This window comes from Nocardia sp. NPDC005825, assembly GCF_040630175.1.
Classification (GTDB): Bacteria; Actinomycetota; Actinomycetes; order Mycobacteriales; family Mycobacteriaceae; genus Nocardia.
Genome location: NZ_JBEXXC010000009.1, coordinates 112,874 through 127,473 on the forward strand (window position 1 = coordinate 112,874; position 14,600 = coordinate 127,473).

Genomic DNA, 14,600 nt, shown 5'->3' on the forward strand with positions numbered 1-14,600 from the left:
GATTTCGATCTGACGGAACCGCTGCGTAAACTGATTCAGCGGTTTGCGTTAACGCGGACCGACTTCGCGCGCCCACAGTGAGTGTCGCCGGCTGGTCCCCCTGATTCGTTCTCGGAGGGTTCCGGTGGCCGTGGGCGCCAGGGCAGGGATCGCCGATTCCTGTGTCAACCAGCAACGAGAGGAAGTTACGGAGCCATGGCTGTCGTAACAATGAAGCAGCTGCTCGACAGCGGCGCGCACTTCGGTCATCAGACCCGCCGGTGGAACCCGAAGATGAAGCGTTTCATCTTCACCGACCGCAACGGCATCTACATCATCGATCTGCAGCAGACGCTGACCTACATCGACAAGGCCTACGAGTTCGTCAAGGAGACCGTTGCCCACGGCGGCACCGTCCTCTTCGTCGGCACCAAGAAGCAGGCCCAGGAGTCGATCGCCTCTGAGGCGACCCGTGTCGGCATGCCCTACGTGAACCAGCGCTGGCTGGGCGGCATGCTCACCAACTTCCAGACCGTGCACAAGCGGCTGCAGCGCCTGAAGGAGCTGGAGTCGATGGAGCAGACCGGCGGTTTCGAGGGTCGCACCAAGAAGGAAATCCTCATGCTGACGCGTGAGAAGAACAAGCTGGAGCGCACCCTGGGCGGCATCCGGGACATGGCCAAGGTTCCCTCGGCCATCTGGGTTGTCGACACCAACAAGGAGCACATCGCCGTCGGCGAGGCTCGCAAGCTGAACATCCCGGTCATCGCGATCCTGGACACCAACTGCGACCCCGACCTGGTCGACTACCCGATCCCGGGTAACGACGACGCGATCCGTTCGGCCGCGCTGCTGACCAAGGTCGTCGCTTCCGCCGTCGCCGAGGGTGTGCAGGCTCGTGCCTCGCGTGCCGGTGGCGACTCGAAGCCGGAGGCCGGCGCGGGCGAGCCCCTCGCCGAGTGGGAGCAGGAGCTGCTGTCGCAGGCTGCTCCGGCCGAGGCTGCCCCGGCCGAGGCTGCCGCCGAGGCCCCCGTGGAGACCGCTGCCGAGGCGGAGCTGAAGGAAGACCCGGCCACCAAGACCCCGGCCGACTTCTGATCCACCGCCGCCAGGCATCTGTTCACCTTGCCGACCGCTGTCGTTCGATGACGGTCGGCAAGGTGTGACCACCACAGACTTTCACTCACACAGGGAGGCTCGCCCGAGATGGCGAACTACACCGCCGCCGACGTGAAGCGGCTCCGCGAGCTCACCGGCTCCGGCATGATGGACTGCAAGAAGGCGCTCGAGGAGAACGCGGGCGACTTCGACAAGGCCGTCGAGTTCCTGCGCATCAAGGGCGCCAAGGATGTCGGCAAGCGCGCTGAGCGCGCCACCGCCGAGGGCCTGGTCGTCTCGCAGGACGGCATCCTGATCGAGATCAACTGCGAGACCGACTTCGTGGCCAAGAACCAGGAGTTCCAGGACGTCGCGAACGCCATCGTGGCCGCCGCCGCGAAGGCCCGCCCGGCCGACCTGGACGCCCTGAAGGCGGTCGACGTCGACGGCCAGACCGCCGACCAGCTGCTCCAGGCGCTCGCCGCCAAGATCGGCGAGAAGCTCGAGCTGCGTCGCGTCGCCGACTTCGACGGTCAGACCACCGTCTACCTGCACAAGCGTGCCACCGACCTGCCGCCCGCTGTCGGCGTGCTGATCGAGTACACCGGTGACAACGCCGACGCCGCCCGCGCCGCCGGCATGCAGGTCGCCGCCCTCAAGGCCAAGTACCTCACCCGCGAGGACGTCCCGGCCGAGCTCGTCGCCAAGGAGCGCGAGATCGCCGAGGCGACCGCCAAGGAAGAGGGCAAGCCGGAGGCCGCGCTGCCGAAGATCGTCGAAGGCCGCGTCAACGGCTACTACAAGGACGTCGTCCTCCTGGAGCAGGCTTCGGTCACCGACTCCAAGAAGACCGTCAAGGCCCTGCTGGACGACGCCGGTGTCACCATCACCCGCTTCGCCCGCTTCGAGGTCGGCCAGGCGTAATCGCCTGAAAGCTCGAAAAGGCCCCTCGCCCATCGGTTTCCGATGAGCGAGGGGCCTTTTTCGTGCTCGATCAGCCGCACATCCCGCGGCAGGGGTCGGTCGACGGCTTCGGCGGGTTGAGCAGGTAGGAGAGGGCGCCGCTGCCGGTCGACAGGAGATCGAGCGGGCTGTAGACCGGTGTCGCCGAGTTGTCGCCGACAGGCATGAGCGGTATTCCGGCTGCGGCCGCGGGGCCCGCTGCGACGGTGAGCGCGGCGCCGAGGGCGAGGGTGGCAAGTCCGGCGCGGACCGCGCGGTTCCCGGTCATGACGCACATCCGACGTCGTAGCTGATGCCGGAGGTGAGCATGATCAGCATGGCGGCCATGCTGCCGATGATGGTGCTGGAGGGGCCGTCGATCTGGGCGCAGGGGACGTAGCCGAGGGCCTTGAGAACCGTGTACGCGAGGGGATTGCCGCCGACGGGCATCGAGCTGAGGCTGTTGAACGGCGCTTGGCTGCCGGTCACCGAACCGGAGGCCGAGCCGGTGCCGCCGCCACCCTCGGTGCCGTCCACTTTCCCGCCGCTTCCGGTGGCGAGTCCGGCGATATCGGTGGGGGTGGACGCCACGGGCGTCTCGAGCGGGATGTCGGCCGCGGCCGGGCCGGTGAAGGCGGCCAGGGAGCCGGCGATGGCGAGGGCGGCGAGTCCGGTTCGGACCGCTCGGTGCTTGGTGTTCACGCGCCGACAGTATGTGAAATGCTAGTGCTTTAAATCTGAATGCGTGCCCCTGGTTTCTTGGTGGCACCTCATTGTCATGCCGGAGTCATTCTTTCCGCGGCATTGCTCCCCGGTTGCTCCGGCGGTTGCCGACCGAACCCACGCGCGCCCGGAATGTTACGAACCGGTAGGCCGATACGAGGGTCGCCTCACGGCCGCCGCCGGTCGTGAGGCAGGATAGACGGAGCTTTGTTGCCGTCCCGTGCAATTCGTCGGCCGGGATGGTCCTTTCATGTGCCTGCGCACGCTCGAACGTCTGGACAAGGAGACCGATGACGGACCCGGATACCGCCCCCGATCGCAAGGGCTATCGCCGAGTGCTCCTCAAGCTGGGTGGCGAGATGTTCGGCGGTGGCCGTGTCGGGCTCGACCCGGATGTGGTGCAGGCGGTCGCCGAGCAGATCGCGGAGGTCGTCGAGGACGGCGTCCAGGTGGCCGTGGTGATCGGCGGCGGCAACTTCTTCCGCGGCGCCGAGCTCGAGGAGCGCGGCATGGAGCGGGCCCGCTCGGATTACATGGGCATGCTCGGCACCGTCATGAATTCCCTTGCGCTGCAGGACTTCCTGCAGAAGCAGGGCATCGACACCCGGGTGCAGACCGCCATCACCATGGGTCAGGTCGCCGAACCGTATCTGCCGCTGCGCGCCAAGCGGCACCTGGAGAAGGGCCGCGTCGTGATCTTCGGCGCCGGTATGGGCATGCCCTACTTCTCCACCGACACCACCGCCGCGCAGCGCGCCCTGGAGATCGGCGCCGAAGTGGTGCTGATGGCCAAGGCCGTGGACGGCGTCTTCACCGCGGACCCGCGGGAGGACCCCGACGCCACCATGTTCACCCAGATCACCCACAAGGAAGCGCTGGAGCGGGGCCTCAAGGTCGCCGATGCCACCGCTTTCAGCCTGTGTATGGACAACCAGATGCCGATGCTGGTGTTCAATTTGTTGACCAAGGGAAATATCGCCCGCGCCGTCGCCGGTGAGAAGATCGGCACCCTGGTCCGGTCGTGACCGACGACAAGAACCATGACGCAGTGGAGGAAACGCCGTGATTGAAGAAGCGCTCTTCGACGCCGAGGAAAAGTTCGAGAAGGCCGTCTCGGTGGTGAAGGACGACCTGGCCTCGATCCGGACCGGTCGCGCGAATCCTGGTATGTTCGCGCGGATCGTGGTCGAGTACTACGGCTCGATGACGCCGATCACCCAGATCTCCTCGATCACCGTGCCCGAGCCGCGCATGGTCGTGATCAAGCCGTACGAGCAGGCGCAGATGCAGCCGATCGAGACCGCGATCCGCAATTCGGATCTCGGGGTGAACCCCACCAACAACGGTGACATCATCCGGGTCTCGATCCCGCAGCTGACCGAGGAGCGGCGCCGGGAAATGGTCAAGCTGGCCAAGTCCAAGGGCGAGGACGCGAAGATCTCGATCCGCAACGTGCGCCGCAAGGCCATGGAAGAGCTGGGCCGCATCCAGAAGGACGGCGAGGCGGGCGAGGACGAGGTCGGTCGCGCCGAGAAGGAACTCGACAAGACCACGCAGAAGTACGTCGCGCAGATCGACGAGCTGGTGAAGCACAAAGAAGGCGAACTGCTCGAGGTCTAGGACGGCCGAGCTTCGGCCGGGGGTAGGGAACGGACGACAAGTGAGCGACGGGACAATCGTGGCCGAAGAGACTGCCTCCACCGGCGAGCTGCCGGAGGAAGCCACCGCATCGCCGGCCGAGCAGCCGGCCGCGAATTCGGCCACGCCGGACAATGCGGGCGGGGCCGCCTCGGATGGGAAGCCGAGCGCGCCCGCGTCGAAGGCGGGCCGCAACCTGCCCGCGGCGCTGGGCGTCGGATTCGGGCTGGGGTTGTCCCTGATCGCGATCCTGCTGTGGGCCCCGAAGGTGCTCGTCGGCGTGATCGCGGTCGCGGTCGCGGTGGCCACCTGGGAGGTGACCAAGCGGCTGCGTGAGGCCGACGTGCTGGTGCCCCGGATCCCGCTGCTGGTCGGCGGGCAGGCGGTGGTGTGGCTGGCCTGGCCGGTCGGACCGGAGGGCGTGCTGGGCGCGTTCGGCGCGACGGCGCTCACCCTCATGGTGTGGCGGCTGTTCGACCACGGCCTGACGGCCACCCCGCGAAACTACTTGCGCGACACCGCGATCTCGGTGTTCACGCTCACCTGGATTCCGCTGCTGGCCTCGTTCGCGGTGCTGATGCTGTCCGAGGACAAGGGCAACCTGCGGGTGCTGACCTTCATGATCCTGGTGGTCTGCTCCGACGTGGGCGGCTACGTGGCGGGCGTGTTGTTCGGCAAGCACCCGATGGTGCCGCACATCAGCCCGAAGAAGTCCTGGGAGGGCTTCGGCGGTTCGCTGGTGTTCTGCGTGATCGGCGGTCTGCTGACGGTGACGCTGCTGCTCCAGGCGAATTCGATGATCGGCGTGCTGCTCGGCGTCGGGCTGGTGCTGGTGGCGACCAGCGGCGACCTGATCGAATCGCAGGTGAAGCGGGAACTGGGCATCAAGGACATGGGCACGCTGCTGCCCGGGCACGGCGGGATCATGGATCGGCTCGACTCCATGCTGCCGTCGGCTTTCGTGGCGTGGCTGGTGCTGACCGCCCTGCTCTGACCGATCGCGTAGCCGCCGACCAGCCCCGTATGTGACGAGCGCATCGCACCCCGCGGCTCCGGACGCGTGTTTCGGATGGAACACTGGAAGGGTTATGACTACCCCGTTGCCCCTCGTTTTCGACGCCCCTCGTCGCGGTATGCCGCCGCGGCATCTCGCCGACCTCGATTCGCGGGAGCGCAAGGCGGTGGTCGAGGAGCTCGGCCTGCCCAAGTTCCGCGCCGACCAGATCGCGCGCCAGTACTACGGCCGCCTGGTCGCCGACCCGGATCAGATGACCGATCTGCCCGAGGCGATGCGGTCCAAGGTCGCGGAGGCGCTGTTCCCGCGACTGCTGACCGAGATCCGGCACATCGAATGCGATGACGGCACCACCCGCAAGTCGCTGTGGCGCGCCAATGACGGCACCCTGCTCGAGTCGGTGCTCATGCGCTATCCCGACCGCAACACCCTGTGCATCTCGTCGCAGGCGGGTTGCGGCATGGCGTGCCCGTTCTGCGCCACCGGTCAGGGCGGCCTGAACCGCAACCTGTCGACCGCCGAGATCGTCGATCAGGTCCGGGCCGCCGCGGCCGCCCTGCGCGACGGCGAGGTCGCCGGTGGACCCGGCCGCCTGTCCAACATCGTGTTCATGGGCATGGGTGAGCCGCTGGCCAATTACAAGCGCGTGGTGAACGCGGTCCGCCGCATCACGTCCCCGTCGCCGGAGGGCTTCGGCATCTCGCAGCGCTCGGTGACCGTCTCCACCGTCGGGCTGGCGCCGGCTATTCGCAAGCTCGCCGACGAGGACATGTCGGTGCGGCTGGCAGTCTCGCTGCACACCCCCGACGACGAGCTGCGAGACACGTTGGTACCGGTCAACAATCGCTGGCCGGTCGCCGAAGTCCTCGACGCCGCACGCTATTACGCGGACAAGTCGGGTCGCCGGGTGTCGATCGAGTACGCCTTGATCCGCGACATCAACGATCAGGGCTGGCGCGCCGACATGCTGGGCAAGAAGCTGCACAAGGCCCTCGGCCCCCTGGTTCATGTCAACCTGATCCCGCTCAACCCGACACCGGGCAGCAAATGGGACGCGTCCCCGAAGCCGGTCCAGGACGAGTTCGTCCGGCGTGTCCAGGCGCAGGGCGTCACCTGCACCGTCCGTGACACTCGGGGCCAGGAGATCGCCGCCGCCTGCGGCCAGCTCGCCGCGGAAGGCTGACCACACGTCGGTGTGATGACGCTCGTGGTGAACGGGCGTGCGGCGGGTGCCGATCGGCAGGCCGGGCCCGTCGGGTCGTAGCGGATCCTCGACCAAGTCGGGTATCCCGCATGACATTCCGTGCCAGCGAATAGTGGGTTATCACGTGGCAGGCGCCTCACGCGGTATTCTGACAGGCTGGACCGGCCCGGCGTCCGCGAGTTTGTCGTCGCAAGCAACGGCGCGACGTGGGCAGACGGGTTCACCCTTGCAGCACCTTTCGATGCAGATCGATCTCACCGCAGATTGGAGCGTTGATGGCACTGTCCGAATCACGTTTGCTCGGTCGACTGCGATCGGCCGGGGCGCACTGATGGCCATCACCGACGTAGCGGCCTACACCCATCTGACATCCGAAGATGTTCGCGAGTTCGGAGACCGGCTCGACGAGATCAAACGATCGGTGGAGCACGACCTCGGTGAGCGGGACGCGCGTTACATCAGGAACCTGATCAGGGTCCAGCGGACATTCGAGGTCGGCGCGCGGCTGGTGCTCCTCGACTCCGGCAGAAGGAGCAGTTGGTGGCTCGGCACCGGACTGTTGTTCTTGTCCAAGGTGATCGAGAACATGGAAATCGGACACAATGTCATGCACGGCCAGTGGGACTGGATGAATGACCCCGAGATACATTCGTCCGCCTGGGAATGGGATCACTCGATGCCGGCGGCGCACTGGAAGAAGGCGCACAACTACCAGCATCATGTTTTCGCCAACGTGATCGGGATGGATCCGGACGAAGGGTACGGGCTGCTGCGCGTCACTCGCGATCGTCGTTGGCGCCCCTACCATCTGGGCAACGCGGTGTACGTCGTGCCGATCTCGATGCTCTACGAGTTCGGGATGTGCATCTATCATCTGGAGATCCCGAAGGTCGTGGCGGGCCGCAAGGATCCGCAGGAGCTGCGGGCGGCCGGCGTCGAGATATTCCGCAAGGCGAGCAAACAGCTCTTCAAGGACTACGTCGCCTTCCCCGCATTGTCGAGGCGGAATTGGAAGTCGACGATCCGCGCCAACCTGGCCGCCAACGTCGCGAAGAACAGTTGGGAGCAGATCGTCACTTTCTGTGGCCATTTCCCCGACGGCGCCGAGAAATTCACCCGACGCGATCTGGCCACCGAGACCCGCGGGGAGTGGTATCTGCGGCAGTTCCTCGGAAGCGCGAATTTCCCGTCCGGTCCGGTCGGGAGAATCTTGACCGGGTCGTTGGGATACCAGATCGAACACCACTTGTTCCCGGACTTGCCGAGTAACCGTCTGCCGGCCGTCTCCCGGCAAGTCCGGGGCCTCGCCGTACAGTACGGGCTGCCCTACACCTGCCGAAGTATCGTGGTGCAGTATCTGCTCACTCTGCGCACCATCGTGAAACTGTCCCTGCCGGACCGAATTCGCGATGCCGACGGCGCCCCCGAAACCGCGTCGAAGCCATAGCCGGAATGGGCGCCGCCCGGGGTGCTGTCCGCCCAGTTCGGCGCCGACGGACAATCGTCGGAGTGTGGAACGCCACGTTCCCGATATGTCGGATTTGCTTCCGGCGCAAGGTTCTTGACCTAGCGTTTGCTTCATGTTGCAGCAACCGCTCGTAGGCCACGTGAACGAAGCCGATATCCCCTGGGTGTGGGCGGGTGACGTCGGCTTGCAGCTGCTGCGGGTCTCGCCGTCGGGTTTCGTGCTGCGCAATCGGTTCAAGGCCGGGTTCAGCCTGCCCACGCACAAGCACACCGGTGCGGTGAACGCGTACACCTTCTCCGGGGACTGGTTCTACGCCGAGCAGGGCATCCACTACACCGCCGGGACGTTCATCCACGAGCCCGCCGGGTCCGTCCACACCCTCACCGTCGCCGAGGACTCCGATGTCCTGTTCATCGTCGAGGGCGCGTTCATCGACCTCGACGCCGACGGCAATGTGGCGGGTGTGGTCGATTCGAAGACCATCCAGGACGCCTACTTCGCGCTCTGCGATGTCGCCGGTATCGCGCGTCCGACCGGAATTCTCGAATAGCGTCCCGACCGGCGGGCATGTTGCCTGAAGGTAGCTATGCGATCGATTCGCTGTTGCCGGGCGTCCCGTGGTTCCTACACTGGATCGAAGGCGGATGCTTGCCGGGCGTCCGATCGGCCGAGGAGCGCATGATGCCAATGCCGCAACTCACGACCATTTCATCCTTCGTCATCGTCATAGACGGCCTCCAGATCGCGTCCTTCGCGGAACTGGGCGGCATCGTGTCGGAAATCGAACCGGTGGCCTACCTCGAAGGCGGTGGCGGCGGTCCGATCCAACTGCCCGGTAGGGTCAAGCCGCCCCAGGTCACGCTGTGCCGAGGTCGCACCGGCACCGCCGACCTGTGGGCCTGGCACCAGTCGGCGCGCAATGGCCAGATGGCCGTGGCGCGCCGCGACTGCACCCTGACGATGTACGACGGCGAAGGCACCCCGGTTCCGAGCTACCTGCTCGAGCACGCGTGGCCGTCCAAGATCGAGGTCTCCGCCCTGCGGGACGGCCCCGGCGAAATGCTGTACAACAGCGTCACATTGGTCTGCGAGAACCTCCAGCACATGGCCGCCTGACGCGATCAGAGGGCGGCGATCATCTGCTGCGCGGTGGCGGCGTGGCCGTACTGGTTCGGATGGAACTGCGCGCCTTCGCCATTGTCGACGGAGGTGCCGTTGACCCAGCGGTCCGGAACGGCTTCGCAGACATCGTGGCCGTCGTACAGCTCGTAGGTGCTGAAGTACGTGGTGCCCGGCTGCGAGCGCAGCATGGTGTTGAGACCACCGATCACGCCGTCCCGAATCCAGTCGACATCGGCGGCGAGCACCGGTTGGCGGCCCGCGCACAGAGATGCGTTGTCGGGCAGGATCTTCGGGTACCCGACCAGCACGATGCGCGCCTGCGGCGCCTGCGTCCGAATGGCGGCGAGCAACTGCGCGAGCTTGGCCGCGGTCATCGACAACCGCCCCGGCATCGCCGCCGCGTACTTGTTCTTGCAGCCGGCCACCAGCTCGGCGACCGCCCCGGCACTGCCGCTGGCGCTACCGGTGGCGAGACTCCCTGTCCCGCTACCCGTTCCGATCGTGCCCGCGAGCACGCAATCCTTCACCAACTGCCCGAACCCGACATCATTGCCGCCGACCCCCAGCGTGACGAGGGTGGTGTCCGAAGTGACGGCCGACAGCTGAGTGCTGGTCACCGAGTCGATGGTCGCCCCACCGCACGTGACATCGGTGAGCGCATACCCACGCTGCGCCGCGAACAGATGCGCGTAATTGCGATCCGACCGCGAACAGGTCTTGTCGAGAATGTTCGAGATACCCACCCCCGCCGCATACGAATCGCCGAGCGCCACATACTTTCCGCTGTCGGCACCGGCCGGAGTGATGCCGGTCAGGCCGGCGGCAACGATCATCGCAATTGCGGACAGGCAGTGTTTCAGTTTCACGAGAGAGTCCTGGTGGTGCAGCGGGGAGGGGATCCCGCCGACCCTAGAAGATGGCCTACCGCCCAGTAGGTCAGTTGGCGGAATCGTTATCGAGTTCGGCCCACCGACCCTGGGTGGACGGTCTCGTGGGAGGGGTTGTCGCAGCGGTCGCTGGAGTATTCTGTGGCGCGTGAGCGAGGCGGACGACTGGTCGTGGCTGCGTACGACGATCCCGATCGTCGATATGGCCATGTATCTGGCCATGCCCGAGGACATCGCCCGCACAGTGGAAATTCGCGACGGCATGATCGTGCACTGTGAGTCTCCGTCGCCCAATCATGTTGCGATCAGCGACAACATCAAAGGCGCCCTGCGCGAGGCGGTATCCAAACGATCCGGCGATCTACCCTGCCTGCGGGCCAGCGGTGAACTCGACATGCTGATCTCCGAGGTCCCGTTCCACTACAAGCGGCCCGACGCCATCGTGTACCGCTGTATCGATGAGCCGCGGGGGAGATGGAAGACGAAGCCGATGGCTTCGGACACCTTGCTGGTCGTCGAGGTCGTGTCCCCCAACACCGTGACCGCGGACCTCGTCGAGAAACGGGCGGAGTACGCGAGACTCGGAATCCCCTCCTACTGGATCGTCCGCATGGTCCAGGACGACGGCCCTGCCGCGTCCATCGAAATGCTCAGGCTGACCGCGGACGGCACGTATATCAGCGAGACCGTGTCGTTGCGGGCGCGCGGCGACGCGTTGGCTGTCGACGTCGCCGACCCACTCGACGTCACGATCAGCTGGAATCGACTGGATATAGGTCTGGACTGAGGCACCTCAACGCTCACCGCGAGCGCGTCTCAGCACCTCCTCCTCGGTCAAAGCGCTCGACGGGTGATGGCTGAGGCACATCGGCACATCGATTTTGGTGAAGCCGACTCCCTCGGTGGCGCCGTAGAAGCGCCCGGCGGGCAAGCGGGAAATATCGTCCAGCCGACCGCCTTTGGCGCGGGCCAGTTCCTGGGCGGCCTGAATGTGCACCGGTGCGTTGAGCAGACCGATTATCTGGGTGGCGGCATTGCCGGTGACCAAGGGGTGCAGGGCCTTCGGTGCTTGGGTCGCGTACACGAGCCCCAGCCCGTACTTGCGGGCCTGGGTCGCGAGCGTGAGTGTACTCGCGCTGGACGGCGTCGTTTGGCGTGACGGTGCGAAGGTCTGAGCCTCGTCCAGAACCAGGAGTCCGCCGAGCGGGCGGTCGGTCGCCGGGTTGCGCTTGATCCAGGCGAACAGCGCCATCTCCAGCTGCCCGACGAACGTCTGCCGTTGCTCGGGCGTCGCGAGTCCGATGCAGCTGATCACCGACACACGCGCTCTGCTGCCGCCTGCCGGGGTCAGCAGCGCTCCTGGATCGAGGCGCTGGCCCGCCCCGCCGAATACCGGATCGTTGATCATGGCCGCATGCAATTGGTCGGCCATTTCCTCGGCCAGCTGGGCGGCCTTCCGGACCGTGCTGACATCGTCCGGAAGGTTGGCTAGCAGTGCCACGAAGTCGGCCAGTTCTTTGCCGCCACGCCTGGCGAAGTAGGTCAGTGCCTCCGTCAGGACCGCGGTTCCGGTGGGGAGTTTGCGTCCGGCCAGGCCGGTCCGCGGTAGGAGGCCGGCGACCGATGCGTCGATGGCGGTCCGGAACTCATCGGGATCGTCGACCACTCCCTCGAAATCGGGCAGCGGGTTGAGTGCTATCGGGCGTCCGGCCTCACGGCGTGGCGTCCAGACGACCACCTCGACGTCGTCGAAGTAGCGCGTTGCCCGTTCGGGGTCGTGCTGGGACCAGGTTCCCGGCGGCGACGGCCACGGATCGCCGAGACGGGCGAGGTCATTGTTGGTGTCGACCAGAATCGACGAAACACCCTGCAAAGCCGCTTCTTCCACGAGTCGCCGCAGCAGGACGGTCTTTCCCGACCCGCTGCCCGCGAAAATGACCGTGTGCTTGCGCAACTGAATCAGCGGTATCTGGAATTCCGCGCCGGTCTTGGCATCCCGGCCCAGGGGTATCGATGGCTCGACCGACGGGTCGCGGGTGACCGTGGGGGCTTGCTGGTCGTCCTTCAACGGTTCGATGCCCGGGTTCGTGGCGCCGTTCCGAGGCGGCGCGGGCACATCGACTCGGTAAGGCGCCGGAGTGAGGAATTGGTTGAACAGGTGGGTTCGGGTCGCCGGGCGCCGCGCCTCGAGCCAATCTCCGAACCCCGGTGTCATCCGGAAATCGGTGAGCAGGGATTCCAGTGCGGTGAAGGTTCGTAGGTCGTCCTCCGAGATCGGGATCGCGACTCCATGCGCGGCCTCCAGCTCGGCGACCGCCTTCACCGTGGCCTTGCCCGATGAGAACGGGGTGTTGCGCAGGACCACCAGATGCCGCTTCGGGCTGCCCGGCTCGATCTCCGCTTCGAGGCAGGCGGACCGCAGGCGGGACAGCACCGCGGAGTGATGGCCGTGCGCGATCGCTCGGAAGCTCCAGTGCTCTTCGTCCTCTGTTGCTTCGTCGAGTGTGCGGCGCAATCGGCCGTGGAGGGCGGGCTGGACCTTGGTGCGCGGGTCGATCGTCAGCGCGGAACCGCTGGCATCTTGTTCGCGGATGTAGCAGCGCAGCGCCGCGTCCATCAGCGCGGGCATCCGCTCGTCCTCGCGTTCCGGATCCAGCGGGTTCAGGATGTCCGCCATCTCACGCAGGGAAGCGAATCGGTCGTCCCACAGACTCAATTCGCCGGCGGTCGGTGGTGTTGCGATTCGTGCGGTGTCCCGGGATGGTTTGCCGAACTGTTCGAGCTCGCTGACCGCGTTCTCGTCCAGGCATCGCCGCACGTGCTCCTCCACCATTTGGAGGAGCCTGCGTGGAGTGAAGCTGGGGACCGAGACATCATCGAACGCCACGGGTCGTACCGGCCAGGTTGGGTACGGCGGCTCGAAACCTGCCTCACCGTAGATGCTTCCGAGGTGGCGCTCGACGATCGCCCGGGCGACGGCGGCGGACGGCATCGCGGTCGACAGTTCGACCTGCGAGAAACGGTCGACCGCGGAGTTCACCGCGCGGGTGGCGATGAGCTCCCACGACCTCGGAATACACGCGGCCACGATCAGGGTCCGCGTGGTTTCCTCGCGCATCCGCATGAGCCCATCCGCCAGCTGATTGGCGAGTTCGTCCCTGCCGGACTGCCCGGATCTGGCTATCACGCTGTCGATTTGGTCCACGGCCAGCACGATCGGGCCGGTGAGGGCGAACAGTCGGGACAGGTCGTTGAAGACCAGCTGCGGGATCCGCGCACCGTCGCGGAAGCCCCAGACGGCGCGTTCGCCGTCTTCTATGCCTTCCTCATTGATCAGGAAGCTGCGGCCGATCTCCTTCTGCTCCTTCCCGTTCGCCTGGAAGAGGACGAGGGCGCGCAGCGTGTCCTGACATTCAAGGGCGACACTAGGATCCAGATCGGCTACCCGCTCCACGAACGTGTCGAGGTCCCCGCGGCTCAAGGGGATGTTGCCCCGCAGGCGCATCCGGAGCTCGGAACCACACTGGGTTCGCTCGACCAGGAGATCCAGCATCCTGCCGAGTTGTCCGCCATCGGAGTCCGACAGGCGGGTCACGACCCCGTGTACGGCACCGGTCCAGAACGATCGGCCGTCGAGCAATTTGGGCATGAAGAACGAACCGCCCTGTTGCTGCACATGATGTCTGAGCCAGCCGAGCATGTGCGTCTTGCCGACACCGGCGTCACCGGTGAGGGCGATGCCGGTCGGAGAGATGCCGGGCCGGTTCCTGGCGGCTGCGACGGCGCGGGTGATGGCGTCGATCGCTCGCGAATGCAAGCCGTCGACGTGGTAGGTCATCGGGCTCCACACGGCGTCTGGCCCCAGCGCGCTGCTGAATTGAACCGAGGCGAGCGCGTGGTACTGCTCCTCGTTCACCGTGACACCTCGATCGCGAGCAGATGCCTTGCGGTGCCGCCCAGTACGAGTGCATCGGTGTGGTCCCGATCGGTGAGCGTCCGCTGGTCCGATTCCGCACGGATGTGGACGTCGTCGCGACGCGACAGCAGTTCGAGCGCCCTATCGATCTCTCCCCTGGGCAGTTCGTTCAGCCGTTCGCGCAATTGCGTCAACCGCAGCGCGGTGCCGTCCCCGGATGTCAGTTCCAGGTAGGCCGCTTCGACTTGTCCGGCCACATCCGGACGGAAGACATCGGCCAAGGACTGCCCGGTATCGTCGAGGTGCCGACGCAGCCCGGCCAGCACGGAGTACAGGGCTCCGCCCGCGCTCCCGGACTTGTCCGGCCGTTCGCGCGACAGCTCCTCAGCGCACCACACCGCGCCCCGGTCGGTGAGTTCGTGCAGGAAGGCGCGATTTACCATCGTGCTGGCGACCAGGTCGAGGTCATTGAGATGTCTGCGGTTCCTGCCGTCGAGTTTGATGCCCGCCGCATCGTGGAGCTCGGCGTTGGTGAGCTCTCGCGCTTCCGCCATCAATACGAACAGGACACAGCGCTCATTCAGCGACAGACGGTCGATGGACATCTG

15 protein-coding genes are annotated in these 14,600 nt (G+C 66.1%); 10 read left to right on the top strand and 5 right to left on the bottom strand.

Annotated features, from left to right (window positions below; all coding sequences use genetic code 11):
- Nucleotides 1-195: 195 nt before the first annotated feature.
- Nucleotides 196-1,077: a 30S ribosomal protein S2 gene (gene rpsB / locus ABZ382_RS24040; RefSeq protein WP_357092676.1), complete on the top strand. Its 882-nt coding sequence runs from the start codon at nucleotides 196-198 to the stop codon at nucleotides 1,075-1,077.
- A gap of 108 nt (nucleotides 1,078-1,185) precedes the next feature.
- A complete protein-coding gene (tsf, locus tag ABZ382_RS24045) occupies nucleotides 1,186-2,001 on the top strand; it encodes a translation elongation factor Ts (RefSeq protein ID WP_357092678.1) in 816 nt (271 codons plus the stop codon).
- Between the two features lie 70 nt (nucleotides 2,002-2,071).
- On the opposite strand, the gene ABZ382_RS24050 is transcribed toward tsf, so the two are convergent.
- Entirely contained in the window at nucleotides 2,072-2,308 is a 237-nt protein-coding gene (locus tag ABZ382_RS24050) for a hypothetical protein (RefSeq protein ID WP_357092681.1), read from the bottom strand.
- Nucleotides 2,305-2,721: a hypothetical protein gene (locus ABZ382_RS24055; protein ID WP_357092684.1), complete on the bottom strand. Its 417-nt coding sequence runs from the start codon at nucleotides 2,719-2,721 to the stop codon at nucleotides 2,305-2,307. Before ABZ382_RS24055 ends, ABZ382_RS24050 begins: the two co-directional genes overlap by 4 nt.
- Before the next feature lie 311 nt (nucleotides 2,722-3,032).
- Between ABZ382_RS24055 and pyrH the strand changes: the two genes are divergently transcribed.
- From pyrH to ABZ382_RS24090, 7 genes are all read left to right on the top strand, one after another.
- Nucleotides 3,033-3,767 carry a UMP kinase gene (pyrH, locus tag ABZ382_RS24060; RefSeq protein WP_357092686.1) on the top strand — a complete coding sequence of 245 codons (735 nt, stop codon included), beginning with the start codon at nucleotides 3,033-3,035 and terminating at the stop codon, nucleotides 3,765-3,767.
- Nucleotides 3,768-3,804: 37 nt separating this feature from the next.
- Nucleotides 3,805-4,362: a ribosome recycling factor gene (gene frr / locus ABZ382_RS24065; RefSeq protein ID WP_213556998.1), complete on the top strand. Its 558-nt coding sequence runs from the start codon at nucleotides 3,805-3,807 to the stop codon at nucleotides 4,360-4,362.
- Between the two features lie 214 nt (nucleotides 4,363-4,576).
- Nucleotides 4,577-5,374, top strand: a complete 798-nt coding sequence (locus ABZ382_RS24070) for a phosphatidate cytidylyltransferase (protein WP_357093369.1) — start codon at nucleotides 4,577-4,579, stop codon at nucleotides 5,372-5,374.
- A gap of 94 nt (nucleotides 5,375-5,468) precedes the next feature.
- A complete protein-coding gene (gene rlmN, locus ABZ382_RS24075) occupies nucleotides 5,469-6,578 on the top strand; it encodes a 23S rRNA (adenine(2503)-C(2))-methyltransferase RlmN (protein ID WP_357092690.1) in 1,110 nt (369 codons plus the stop codon).
- A gap of 262 nt (nucleotides 6,579-6,840) precedes the next feature.
- Nucleotides 6,841-8,046 (top strand): acyl-CoA desaturase, encoded by a 1,206-nt coding sequence (locus tag ABZ382_RS24080; protein ID WP_357092693.1) that lies wholly within the window; start codon nucleotides 6,841-6,843, stop codon nucleotides 8,044-8,046.
- Between the two features lie 133 nt (nucleotides 8,047-8,179).
- Nucleotides 8,180-8,617, top strand: coding sequence for a 2,4'-dihydroxyacetophenone dioxygenase family protein (locus ABZ382_RS24085; protein WP_357092696.1), 438 nt, complete (start codon nucleotides 8,180-8,182; stop codon nucleotides 8,615-8,617).
- A 131-nt stretch (nucleotides 8,618-8,748) separates the two neighbouring features.
- Nucleotides 8,749-9,183 (top strand): phage tail protein, encoded by a 435-nt coding sequence (locus tag ABZ382_RS24090; protein ID WP_357092699.1) that lies wholly within the window; start codon nucleotides 8,749-8,751, stop codon nucleotides 9,181-9,183.
- 5 nt (nucleotides 9,184-9,188) lie between these two features.
- On the opposite strand, the gene ABZ382_RS24095 is transcribed toward ABZ382_RS24090, so the two are convergent.
- Complete coding sequence (locus ABZ382_RS24095) at nucleotides 9,189-10,022, bottom strand: SGNH/GDSL hydrolase family protein (protein ID WP_357092702.1); 834 nt, start codon at nucleotides 10,020-10,022, stop codon at nucleotides 9,189-9,191.
- 202 nt (nucleotides 10,023-10,224) lie between these two features.
- Between ABZ382_RS24095 and ABZ382_RS24100 the strand changes: the two genes are divergently transcribed.
- Complete coding sequence (locus ABZ382_RS24100; RefSeq protein ID WP_357092705.1) at nucleotides 10,225-10,863, top strand: Uma2 family endonuclease; 639 nt, start codon at nucleotides 10,225-10,227, stop codon at nucleotides 10,861-10,863.
- Nucleotides 10,864-10,869: 6 nt separating this feature from the next.
- Here the strand turns inward: ABZ382_RS24100 and ABZ382_RS24105 are convergent, their stop codons facing one another.
- Complete coding sequence (locus ABZ382_RS24105; protein WP_357092707.1) at nucleotides 10,870-13,992, bottom strand: ATP-binding protein; 3,123 nt, start codon at nucleotides 13,990-13,992, stop codon at nucleotides 10,870-10,872.
- Nucleotides 13,989-14,597, bottom strand: coding sequence for a hypothetical protein (locus ABZ382_RS24110; protein WP_357092709.1), 609 nt, complete (start codon nucleotides 14,595-14,597; stop codon nucleotides 13,989-13,991). Before ABZ382_RS24110 ends, ABZ382_RS24105 begins: the two co-directional genes overlap by 4 nt.
- Nucleotides 14,598-14,600: the final 3 nt, after the last annotated feature.

Bases quoted from the DNA above. Each gene is read 5' to 3' on its own strand.
- rlmN (WP_357092690.1), top strand. From the start codon at position 5,469: ATGACTACCCCGTTGCCCCTCGTTTTCGACGCCCCTCGTCGCGGTATG.
- ABZ382_RS24085 (WP_357092696.1), top strand. From the start codon at position 8,180: ATGTTGCAGCAACCGCTCGTAGGCCACGTGAACGAAGCCGATATCCCC.
- ABZ382_RS24095 (WP_357092702.1), bottom strand. From the start codon at position 10,022: ATGATCGTTGCCGCCGGCCTGACCGGCATCACTCCGGCCGGTGCCGAC.
- tsf (WP_357092678.1), top strand. From the start codon at position 1,186: ATGGCGAACTACACCGCCGCCGACGTGAAGCGGCTCCGCGAGCTCACC.
- ABZ382_RS24080 (WP_357092693.1), top strand. From the start codon at position 6,841: ATGCAGATCGATCTCACCGCAGATTGGAGCGTTGATGGCACTGTCCGA.
- ABZ382_RS24050 (WP_357092681.1), bottom strand. From the start codon at position 2,308: ATGACCGGGAACCGCGCGGTCCGCGCCGGACTTGCCACCCTCGCCCTC.
- rpsB (WP_357092676.1), top strand. From the start codon at position 196: ATGGCTGTCGTAACAATGAAGCAGCTGCTCGACAGCGGCGCGCACTTC.
- pyrH (WP_357092686.1), top strand. From the start codon at position 3,033: ATGACGGACCCGGATACCGCCCCCGATCGCAAGGGCTATCGCCGAGTG.
- ABZ382_RS24110 (WP_357092709.1), bottom strand. From the start codon at position 14,597: ATGTCCATCGACCGTCTGTCGCTGAATGAGCGCTGTGTCCTGTTCGTA.
- ABZ382_RS24090 (WP_357092699.1), top strand. From the start codon at position 8,749: ATGCCAATGCCGCAACTCACGACCATTTCATCCTTCGTCATCGTCATA.